This is a genomic window from Variovorax sp. WDL1, assembly GCF_001541225.1.
In the GTDB taxonomy this organism is placed as follows: Bacteria; Pseudomonadota; Gammaproteobacteria; order Burkholderiales; family Burkholderiaceae_C; genus Variovorax.
Genome location: NZ_LMTS01000153.1, coordinates 94,257 through 104,190, shown reverse-complemented (window position 1 = coordinate 104,190; position 9,934 = coordinate 94,257). Strand labels below are relative to the sequence as shown.

Here is a 9,934-nt window from a genome sequence, read left to right as displayed (position 1 = left end):
GCTGCTGTTCCCGCTGATGATGGCGGCCGCCGCGGGCGTCGGCGCGCTGCTGCTGCTCGGGCCCGCGCTGATGAAGAACAGGCTGGGCGTGGACGAGGTGGTGACCACGCTGCTGATGAACTTCATCGTGCTGCTCGCCGTCTCGGCCCTGCTCGACGGTCCGATGAAGGACCCGACGGCGATGGGCTGGCCGCAGAGCGTGTCGCTGCAACCGGAGCTCGAGCTGAGCAGGATGGTCGCGCAGACCCGCGTCCACACCGGCCTGCTGTGGGCCGGCGCGCTGGCGGTGCTGGCCTGGGTCCTGTTGAAGTACACGGTGGCCGGCTTCGACATCCGCGCGCTGGGCGCCAACGCGCGTGCCGCAGCCTTTGCCGGCGTGCCCGTCACGCGCACCGTGGTGCTGGTGGCCTTGCTCTCCGGCGCGCTGGCCGGGCTGGCCGGCGCGATCGAGGTCGCGGGCCGCACCAGCTATGTCACGCTCGACCTGTCGCCGGGCTACGGCTACAGCGGCATCGTGATCGCGATGCTGGCCGGATTGCATCCGCTGGGCGTGCTCGCCGCGGGCGTCTTCGTGGCCGGCGTGCAAGTGGGGGCCGACACCATGAGCCGTGCGATCGGGGTGCCCACCTATATTGCCGATGTGATCGTGGCAGCCTCGCTGATAGCGGTGCTGGTGGCCACGCTGCTGACCCAGTACAGGGTCCAATGGAAATAGCCGACATCCTCTCCAACCAGGCCTTCTGGGTGGCGGTGCTGCGCATCGCCACGCCACTGGTCTTCGGCACGCTGGGCGTGCTGCTGTGCGAGCGCGCGGGGGTGCTGAACCTCGGCATCGAGGGCATCATGGTCGCGGGCGCCTTCGCCGGCTGGCTCGCGGTGTATGCCGGTGCACCGCTGTGGACGGGCGTGGCGGTGGCGGCGCTCACGGGCGCGATCTTCGGGTTGCTGCATGCCTTGCTCACCGTGGGGCTCGCACTGTCGCAGCACGTGTCGGGCCTGGGCATCACCCTGCTGGCGACGGCGCTGAGCTACTACGGCTACCGGGTGAGCTTCCCGAAGGTCAGCACGCCGCCCACGGTCACGCCCTTCGCGCCGATGGAGTGGCTGCCCATCCCCGTGCTCGGCGCGCTGACATCGCTCACGCTGGTGGCGCTGCTGCTGGTGCCGCTGCTCGGCTATGTCCTCCAGCGGACGCCGCTGGGTCTGGCGTTGCGGATGGTCGGCGAGAACCCGCAGGCGGCCGAGGGCCAGGGTGTGTCGGTGGCGGCGGTGCGGACGGGCGCGATCGTCGCCGGATCGGCGCTGATGGGCGTGGCGGGCTCCTTCCTCACGCTTTCGGCCTTCAACGCCTTCTTCTTCAACATGGTCAACGGGCGGGGCTGGATCTGCGTGGCGCTGGTGGTGTTCGCCTCGTGGCGGCCGGGCAAGGCCCTGCTGGGCGCCCTGCTGTTCGCCTTCTTCGACGCGCTGCAGCTGCGGCTGCAACAATCGGGCGACGCGCTGCTGCCCTATCAGCTGTACCTGATGCTGCCCTACGTGCTGTCGATCGTGGCGCTGGTGCTGGTGGCGCGCAAGGCCGGGTATCCGCAAGCCCTGATGAAGCCCTACCGCAAGGGAGAACGTTGACGCCATGCTGGATCTTCTCGTCTACGACGCAACCCTTCCCGACGGCCGTACCGGCATGTCGATCGCCGTGCAGGACGGCTGCATTGCGGAGGTCACGCCCGGCCTCGACGCGCCCGCGCAGGAAAGACTGGATGCGGGGGGCCTGCTCGTCGCGCCGCATTTCATCGACCCGCACTTCCACATGGACGCCACGCTCAGCTACGGCCTGCCGCGCGTCAACGAAAGCGGGACGCTGCTGGAAGGCATCGCACTGTGGGGCGAACTCAAGCCGCTGCTGAAGGCCGATGCGCTGATCGAACGCGCGCTGGCCTACTGCGACTGGGCGGTGGCCAAGGGCCTGCTGGCCATCCGCAGCCACGTCGACACCAGCGACCCGAGCCTGCTCGCGGTCGACGCGCTGCTCGAAGTCAAGAAGCGCGTGGCGCCGTACCTGACGCTGCAATTGGTCGCTTTTCCTCAGGACGGTGTTTTGCGCACCCCGGGTGGCATCGACAACCTGAAGCGCGCGCTGGACAAGGGCGTAGACGTGGTCGGCGGCATTCCGCACTTCGAGCGCACGATGGCCGACGGCGCGGCCAGCGTGAAGCTCCTGTGCGAGCTGGCCGCCGAGCGCGGTCAACTGGTGGACATGCACTGCGACGAGACGGACGACCCGCTCTCGCGTCACATCGAGACGCTCGCCTTCGAAGCGCAACGCCTGGGTCTGCAGGGCCGCGTGACCGGCTCGCACTGCACCTCGATGCATTCGATGGACAACTACTACGTGAGCAAGCTGCTGCCGCTGATCGCCGAGAGCGGGGTCGGGGTGGTGTCGAATCCGCTCATCAACATCACGCTGCAAGGTCGGCACGACACGTACCCCAAGCGGCGCGGCATGGCGCGCGTGCCGGAACTCATGGCGCACGGCGTGAATGTCGCTTTCGGCCATGACTGCGTGATGGATCCTTGGTACGGCATGGGCTCGGGCGACATGCTGGAGGTCGCCCACATGGGACTGCACGTGGCCCAGATGACCAGCCAGAAGGGCATCCGCCAGTGCTTCGACGCCGTCACGGTGAATGCGGCGAAGGTGCTGCACCTCGAGAGCTACGGGCTGGAGGCCGGGTGCGACGCGAGCTTCGTACTGCTGCAGGCGCGTGACGCCGTGGAGGCCATTCGCCTGCGTGCCACGCGACTGAAGGTCTACCGCCAGGGACGGCTGCTTGCCGAGACCCCTGCCGCCACTGCGGCGCTGCACCTGCCCGGCCGCGCAGCGCAGACGGCGTGGATGGCGCGCGATGGGCGGGCAGCCTAGGCCCGGCGACGCGGCAGGCTGACGCGCGCGCTCAGGCCGCCGCCTTCCACCGGCAGCAATTCGAAACGGCCGCCATGCGCGCGGACGATGCGCTCGACGATCGCGAGTCCCAGTCCGGCCCCCGCCTTGCCGCTGCGCGCGCTGCCGGCCCGACGGAACGGCTGCTTGAGGGATTCCGCTTCTTCGGGTGAGAGGCCGTCGCCGCGGTCCAGTACTTCGAACCAGGCGTGGTCCCTGTCCCCCCCCAGGCGCAGCCGCACCGGAGCGCGGCCGTGGCGGAAGGCGTTCTCGACCAGATTCACCATGACGCGGCGCATGGCCTGCGCACGCATCGGCACCGGCTCTGCGAAAGCGCCTTCGACCTGCAGCGGCTCGCCATGGTCCGAGCAGGCGGCCTGGACCTCGGAGGCCAGCACGTCGAGCCGCGCAAATGCCACCGGCTCGGCTTCATCGCCCCGGGCGAAGTCGAGGAACTGGCCGACGATGGCGTCCATCTCCTCGATGCTTCTCGTCATGCTGGTGGCGAGTTCGGGCTCGGTCTTGTCCCGAAGGATCTCCACCACGAGACGCAGCTTGGTGAGCGGCGTGCGAAGGTCGTGGGAGATGCCGGCAAGCATCAGCGCGCGCTCGCGCTCGGCCTGGCGCAGGCTCCCTACGAGCTGGTTGAAGCTGCGGCTCACGGTGGCGACTTCGGTCGGCCCGTCTTCCGGCAGTGGCGCGGGCTCGCGGCCCGCTGCAAGTGTGCGGGCGGCCTCCACAGCCCGCTGCAGTGGGCGGTCGAGCCGCCGCTGGAACCACAGCGCGCCGGCCAGGGCAAGCAGCGCGCTTCCGGCGGTGACTGCCAGCCAGGCACCGGTGAACTCGCGCGCGGGCAGCACGCCGGGCATGACGATCCAGTATTGGCTGCCGTCGAAGGTCATGCGCAGCGCGAGGCTGCCGCCCTGCTCGCGCCGCCACACCGTTTCGGCGCCCTGTTGCGCGATGCGCGCCGACACCGAGCGCACGAAGTTGCGCTCCAGCGGCGACAGCAGCAGCCGAAGGCCCTCGCCACCCGGCTGCGGCTGGTCGGCAGAGGCGCGGCTATTGAAGGCGTCCACGAAGGCTGGCCGTTGCGAAGCCGGCAGCGCGACCAGACCGGCGCGGATAGCGCCCACGTTGCGCGCCACGCCTTCGGCGATCTGGTCGAGACGGGGCTTGAGCACCATCTCGCGCAGCAGGACGACGCCGCCGATCTGTCCAAGCACGATCAGCGCGACGATCAGCAAGGCGTTGCGCGCGAAGAGGCTGCGCGGCAGCAGCTTCATGGCACGAAGACATAGCCCACGCCCCAGACAGTGCGGACGTGGCGCGGCTTGGAGGGGTCCGCTTCGATGAGCTTGCGCAGGCGCATGACCTGCACGTCGATGCTGCGGTCCGTGGCCTCGTGCTCCCGGCCGCGTGCAAGCTCGATCAGGCGGTCGCGGCCGAGCGGCCGGTTGGGATTGGCGGCGAGCGCCTGCAGGAGCGCGAACTCGCCGCTGGTCAGGGGGATGTCCTCGTGGCCGCCCTCTACCTGGCGCTCGAGGCGGCGCTCGTCGAGATGGAGCGTGAAGGTGCCGAAGCGGATGCTGCCGCGCTCCGGCAACGGGCCGGCGTACGCGCCGAGCATGCGCTGGCGCCGGACGAGCGCCTGGATGCGCGCGAGCAGCTCGCGCGGGTTGAAGGGCTTGGGGAGGTAGTCGTCCGCACCCATTTCCAGGCCGACGATGCGGTCCACCGGGTCGCCGCGTGCAGTGAGCATGAGGATCGGGATGGTCTCGCCCTGGACGCGAAGGCGGCGGCAGACGGAGAGCCCGTCTTCCCCGGGCATCATCACGTCGAGCACCAGCACGTCGAAGCGCTCGCGGGCGAGCAGCTTGTCCAGCGGCTGGGCGCTGTCGACCGTGCGTACGGCGTAGCCCTGGTCGCCGAGGTAGCGCTGCAGCAAGGCGCGCAGCTCGGCCTCGTCGTCGGCAATGAGGATGCGGGCGAGCGCGTCGGGCATGCGTGGATCGTAGCGGCGGCGGCGGCCCGGCGAGGAGCGCGAAATCATGACAAACGATGACAGGGCCGGGCGCGCGATCACGGATTGTCATCAAGGCCATTCTTCCTGCCATCGATGGCTCACACCCTGCCGCGACAGTAAGCGCACGGCGGCGCGGGGTGCGCTGCCGACCCTCACCAGGAGTTCCCGAGCATGAAAAACATCCTCTCCTTCTTTGCGCTGGCCGCCACCGTGCTGTCCGCCGCATTTGCCACCACGGACGCCGAGGCGGCCACGCGCCGCGCCGTCTGGTCGAACGCCGCCGGCGGGGTGACTGCAAACACGATGACCGGCCGCCTGGGCCCCTACGGCGGTGGCGTGCTGCGCGGCCGATCGGTGTCGACCGATGCCCTGGGCAATGCGACGGCTGCGAGCCACGGTGTGGTGCGCGGGCGCAACGGCGGGTTCGGACAGCGCTCGGGCAGCACCATGAGGAATGCCGACGGGTCGGCCAGCCACCAGAGCGCCTTCTCGGGCAGCAGCGCACGAGGCAGCATCTCCAGCAGCGGCGGCGCGACGCGCGACGCGATGGGCAATGTGTCGCAAAGCCGCGGCACGACTGCCACGAACGCAGTCACCGGCAACAGCATCCAGGCAACCAGGTCCTACAACTCGGCCACCGGCGCGACGCGCACGGCCACTTGCTACAACGCGAGCGGCGCCGTCATCTCCTGCCGCTGATTGCGCAACCTGAAGAAGGAGAAAGACGAAATGAGAGCTTCGCGCCTGATTCCCCTGCTGCTGGCCGTGAGCTGCATCGCCGCGTGCGCGCAACGCGCCGATCCATCCGCACGCGCTGCGCAGATGGGGACCGAGCTTCGCAAGCGCTTCGGAAGCGCCGATGCCAACGTCGACGGCCGGCTGACGCGCGAAGAAGCGAAGGGCAAGATGCCATGGGTGTACCGCAACTTCGATGCGATCGACAGCACGCGCGCCGGTGCGGTGACGATGCAGCAGATCGAGTCGTACGCGCTGACGCAGCGCTCGCAACGGCAGAAATAGCATACGCCGGCACAGTGGATGGCATCACCCGCTCGCGCGTCAGGATGCCGGGCTGGGCGGGCGGCGGATGGACCGTACGTTCAGGGGGCAGGTGCGATCGCCTCGGCGTACTCGTACAGCGCGCCGAGGATCTGTTCGCCGCGCTCGTCGGCCGTTTCGGCAAGCGTGTCGATCTCGGCGAAGAGTTCATCGACATTGCGCGCCCCGCCCTCGCCTTCCAGCAGCCTCGCGGCACGGTGCGCCTCCCAGCGCTCCCGTTCCCCGGCATCCAGCGTGTCAGGGAAGTTGCGCGCGCGGTACCGGAACAGGAGCTCCTCCAGGCGCGGGTCGTCGAAGCCCGTGCGCGAGGTCGCGAGTTCAGCGGGGGAAAGTGCGCGCAGCTGGTCCAGGCGCCGCCGGTCGCCATTGCCGACGAAGCCGCCATAGAGGTCCTCGTCGACATCGGGCGTCTCTTCGCGCGGCCGCGCGTAGACCTGCGGCCAGATCGCGCTCATGTCGGGAAGCGCGGCGGCAAGGGCAGCGTTGCGCATCGCAGCCTCGAGGTCGATGCCCCAGCGCGTGGCCATTGCCGGCGCAAGGGTCTTGAGGTTGCCGACGACCATCGGGGACTTGTTGAGGTGGACCCCCTTGACCGGCAGGCGCAGCACGCCCTCGGGCAGCTCGGCGCTGCGCGTGAAGAGACGCAGGCGCAGGGTTGCAACGTCGAGGTCGCGCAGCTCGCTCGGGTCGTGCGCGAGGTCCCAGGCGAGCAGCTCGTTCTTGTTGGTGGGATGGCTCGCCAGCGGCCACATCACGGCCAGGCAGCCGCGTTCGGCCGGGAACATGCCCGACACGTGCAGGAAGGGCCGCGCCGTCTCGCGCATGGCCGGCAGCCCCAGCTCCGCAGCGACGCGGTCTTTCTTGCGCAGCGCCAGCGCGAAGTCGAAGAGCTTGGGCTGGCGCGTGCGGATGAGGCGCGCCAGCGCGATGGTGGCGCGCACGTCCGACAGCGCATCGTGGGCCGCCTCGTGCAGCAGCCCGTTGGCGCGTGCCAGGTCTTCCAGCTTGAAGCTCTGCGAGCCGTCTTCCTTCTTCGGCCACTCGATGCCCTCGGGCCGAAGCGCATAGCACAGCCGCACGACATCGAGGAGGTCCCACCGCCCGCAGTCGTTCTGCCACTCGCGCGCGTAGGGGTCGATGAGATTGCGCCAGAACAGGAAGCGCGTCACCTCGTCATCGAAGCGGATGGTGTTGTAGCCCACGCCGATGGTGCCGGGCTGCGAGAACGCGGCTTCGATCTGCGCCGCGAACTCGTGCTCGGGCAGCCCGCGCTCGAGGCACAGCTGCGGCGTGATGCCGGTGATCAGGCAGGACGCCGGGCTCGGCAAATAGTCGGGCGCGGGCTTGCAGTAGATCATCAACGGCTCGCCGATCTCGTTGAGCTCGGCATCGGTGCGAACGCCCGCGAACTGCGCCGGCCGATCGCGCCGCGGCACGACGCCGAAGGTCTCGTAGTCGTGCCAAAGAAAAGTCTGCTTCGTCATCAAGATACTATTTCCCTCCTCATTCTTGCTTTCGTGTTCTTCGCGTCCAGATTGTGCCGATCCCGCTCCCGCCACTAGAGAAGCGGCGAGAACAGCCGGGCAGTGGCATCGCCAAGACGGCGCAGAAAATTCTGGCGCCGTTGCGCACGGACCGCGGCGGCGCTGTGCAGGTCGGTCTCGAACTGCGCCGCGAGCGGCTCGGCGAGCGCCGGGCCGTAGATGACGGCACACACCTCGAAGTTGAGCCGGAAGCTGCGATTGTCGAAGTTCGCCGTGCCGATGATCGCGCAGTTGTCATCCACCACCAGCGTCTTGGAATGCAGCATGCGGGCCTTGTACTCCCAGATCTTGACGCCGGCGGCGATCAGCTCGTCATAGTAGGAGCGGGCGGCAGCGCTCACGATCAACGAATCGCTGCGGCGCGGCACCAGCAGGCGAACATCCACCCCGCGCAGCGCAGCGCTGGTCAGCGCCATCAAGCCCGGTTCGCCCGGCACGAAGTACGGCGTGGTGAGCCACGCGCGACGCGTGGCCGAATGGATGGCCGCGAGATGGATGCGATGAATGGCTTCGAGGGTGCTGTCTGGGCCGCTGGTGACGATCTGCACGGGAATGTCGCCCGCGCCGTCCTGGCCCGGCAGGCGCGGCAGGCGCGGCAGCAGGACGTCGAGGGCCTGGATGATGCGGCGCGGATCTTCGCCGGTCGCGTAGGTCCAATCCTCGAGGAAGGTGGTCTGCAGCCAGCGCACCGCACTGCCCTCGATGCGCAGGTGGGCATCGTGGTAGGCATCGGCCCTGATGCGGCGGTCTTCCTCATCGGTGATGTTGACGCCGCCGGTGAAGCCGACGCGCCCGTCGCACACCACGATCTTGCGGTGGGTCCGGTAGTTGGTCACGGGCCGCAGCCGCCGGCCGATGCGGGTATCGTGGAACAGCGCGACTTCGATACCCGCCTCGAGCATGGGCGCCATGAAGCGGCGCCCGATGCGCTTGGAGCCCAGCGCATCGAGCAGCAGGCGCACGGTGACGCCATCGCGCGCCCGTTCGATGAGCAGGTCGCGCAGCGCGGTGCCCGTCGTGTCGGGCTCGAAGATGTAGTACTCGAGGTGGACGTGGTCGCGCGCCTGGCGGATTGCCTCGAAGATGGCATCGAAGGTGCGGGCACCACCCGACAGCAGCTCGGCGGCCGTCGCGCTCGATACGGGCAGGCCGCAGGCCGCAGTGCCGAGCGCGGCCATCTGCCGCAGTGCCGGCGGCGCCCGCTCGGCCGCCGCGCGCAGGCTCGCGACATCGGCCGGCGCCTGGGCGATGGCGCGGCTGCGCAGCCGCTTGAGTCGCTGCTTCCTCAGCCGCTGCGGCCCGAGGAAGTAGTAGATGAGGAATCCCGCGAAAGGCAGCAGCGCCAACGAGAGGATCCAGCTCATCGTCGAGACCGGCGCGCGCTTCTGCATCACGATCCAGACGGAAAGCACCGCGATGTAGCCGCTCCAGGCGAGGGAGAGGCCGGTCTTCCATTCCTGGCTGAGCTCGGGGAGGATCAAAGGTCGAAGGATTCGTGCAACAAAAAAGGCCGGCAGCGCGAATGCTACCGGCCTTGGGAATCGGTCCCTCGGGATTGCTGATCAGCCCGTGGCAGCCTCTTCGGCTTCGGGCTTGGCGCGCCCTTCCTTCTTCGGCAGCGGCTGGATGTCCAGCTGGACCTCTTCCTTGTCGTCGAGGTCGACGGTGAGACGGCCGCCTTCCTGCAGGCGCCCGAACAGCAACTCGTCGGCCAGCGCGCGGCGAATCGTGTCCTGGATCAAGCGCTGCATCGGGCGCGCGCCCATCAGCGGATCGAAGCCCTTCTTGGCCAGGTGCTTGCGCAGCACGTCGGTGAAGGTGACGTCGACCTTCTTCTCGGCGAGCTGCGTTTCGAGCTGCAGCAGGAACTTGTCGACCACGCGCAGGATGATCTGCTCGTCCAGCGACTTGAAGCTCACGATCGCATCCAGGCGGTTGCGGAATTCCGGCGTGAACAGGCGCTTGATGTCGCCCATCTCGTCGCCCGACTGGCGCGGGTTGGTGAAGCCGATGGTCGCCTTGTTCATGGTCTCGGCGCCCGCGTTGGTGGTCATCACGATGATCACGTTGCGGAAGTCGGCCTTGCGCCCGTTGTTGTCCGTCAACGTGCCATGGTCCATCACCTGCAGCAGCACGTTGAAGATGTCCGGGTGCGCCTTCTCGATCTCGTCGAGCAGCAGCACCGCGTGCGGCTTCTTCGTGATGGCCTCGGTAAGGAGACCGCCCTGGTCGAAACCGACGTAGCCCGGAGGCGCGCCGATCAGCCGGCTCACCGCATGGCGCTCCATGTACTCCGACATGTCGAAGCGGATCAGCTCGATGCCCATGATGTAGGCCAGTTGCTTTGCCGCCTCGGTCTTGCCGACG

General features: G+C 68.7%; 10 protein-coding genes. 5 read left to right on the top strand and 5 right to left on the bottom strand.

Translation table 11 applies throughout. The features are described from left to right. From APY03_RS20615 to APY03_RS20605, 3 genes are all read left to right on the top strand, one after another. Positions 1-715 (top strand): ABC transporter permease (locus tag APY03_RS20615; RefSeq protein WP_232324349.1); only part of this gene is annotated, 715 nt, incomplete at its 5' end. After that, positions 706-1,626 (top strand): ABC transporter permease, encoded by a 921-nt coding sequence (locus APY03_RS20610; RefSeq protein WP_068679589.1) that lies wholly within the window; start codon positions 706-708, stop codon positions 1,624-1,626. The genes APY03_RS20615 and APY03_RS20610, both read left to right, overlap by 10 nt. 4 nt (positions 1,627-1,630) lie before the next feature. Then, positions 1,631-2,920 (top strand): amidohydrolase family protein, encoded by a 1,290-nt coding sequence (locus tag APY03_RS20605; protein ID WP_068679587.1) that lies wholly within the window; start codon positions 1,631-1,633, stop codon positions 2,918-2,920. Here the strand turns inward: APY03_RS20605 and APY03_RS20600 are convergent. Beyond that, positions 2,917-4,224, bottom strand: coding sequence for an ATP-binding protein (locus tag APY03_RS20600; RefSeq protein WP_068679585.1), 1,308 nt, complete (start codon positions 4,222-4,224; stop codon positions 2,917-2,919). The genes APY03_RS20605 and APY03_RS20600 overlap by 4 nt on opposite strands. Beyond that, positions 4,221-4,943, bottom strand: a complete 723-nt coding sequence (ompR, locus tag APY03_RS20595) for an osmolarity response regulator transcription factor OmpR (protein ID WP_083944490.1) — start codon at positions 4,941-4,943, stop codon at positions 4,221-4,223. Before ompR ends, APY03_RS20600 begins: the two co-directional genes overlap by 4 nt. A gap of 192 nt (positions 4,944-5,135) precedes the next feature. On the opposite strand from ompR, the gene APY03_RS20590 reads away from it, so the two are divergent. Both APY03_RS20590 and APY03_RS20585 read left to right on the top strand, forming a co-directional pair. Then, complete coding sequence (locus tag APY03_RS20590) at positions 5,136-5,663, top strand: hypothetical protein (RefSeq protein WP_068679583.1); 528 nt, start codon at positions 5,136-5,138, stop codon at positions 5,661-5,663. A gap of 30 nt (positions 5,664-5,693) precedes the next feature. Continuing rightward, positions 5,694-5,984, top strand: coding sequence for a hypothetical protein (locus tag APY03_RS20585; protein WP_068679619.1), 291 nt, complete (start codon positions 5,694-5,696; stop codon positions 5,982-5,984). Between the two features lie 80 nt (positions 5,985-6,064). Here the strand turns inward: APY03_RS20585 and sbcB are convergent, their stop codons facing one another. From sbcB to APY03_RS44195, 3 genes are all read right to left on the bottom strand, one after another. Beyond that, entirely contained in the window at positions 6,065-7,507 is a 1,443-nt protein-coding gene (gene sbcB, locus APY03_RS20580) for an exodeoxyribonuclease I (RefSeq protein WP_068679581.1), read from the bottom strand. 74 nt (positions 7,508-7,581) lie between these two features. Further along, positions 7,582-9,048 (bottom strand): cardiolipin synthase, encoded by a 1,467-nt coding sequence (cls, locus tag APY03_RS20575; RefSeq protein WP_068679579.1) that lies wholly within the window; start codon positions 9,046-9,048, stop codon positions 7,582-7,584. Between the two features lie 81 nt (positions 9,049-9,129). After that, positions 9,130-9,934 (bottom strand): AAA family ATPase (locus APY03_RS44195; RefSeq protein WP_232324348.1); only part of this gene is annotated, 805 nt, incomplete at its 5' end.

Bases quoted from the DNA above. Each gene is read 5' to 3' on its own strand.
- APY03_RS20610 (WP_068679589.1), top strand. From the start codon at position 706: ATGGAAATAGCCGACATCCTCTCCAACCAGGCCTTCTGGGTGGCGGTG.
- APY03_RS20605 (WP_068679587.1), top strand. From the start codon at position 1,631: ATGCTGGATCTTCTCGTCTACGACGCAACCCTTCCCGACGGCCGTACC.
- APY03_RS20600 (WP_068679585.1), bottom strand. From the start codon at position 4,224: ATGAAGCTGCTGCCGCGCAGCCTCTTCGCGCGCAACGCCTTGCTGATC.
- ompR (WP_083944490.1), bottom strand. From the start codon at position 4,943: ATGCCCGACGCGCTCGCCCGCATCCTCATTGCCGACGACGAGGCCGAG.
- APY03_RS20590 (WP_068679583.1), top strand. From the start codon at position 5,136: ATGAAAAACATCCTCTCCTTCTTTGCGCTGGCCGCCACCGTGCTGTCC.
- APY03_RS20585 (WP_068679619.1), top strand. From the start codon at position 5,694: ATGAGAGCTTCGCGCCTGATTCCCCTGCTGCTGGCCGTGAGCTGCATC.
- sbcB (WP_068679581.1), bottom strand. From the start codon at position 7,507: ATGACGAAGCAGACTTTTCTTTGGCACGACTACGAGACCTTCGGCGTC.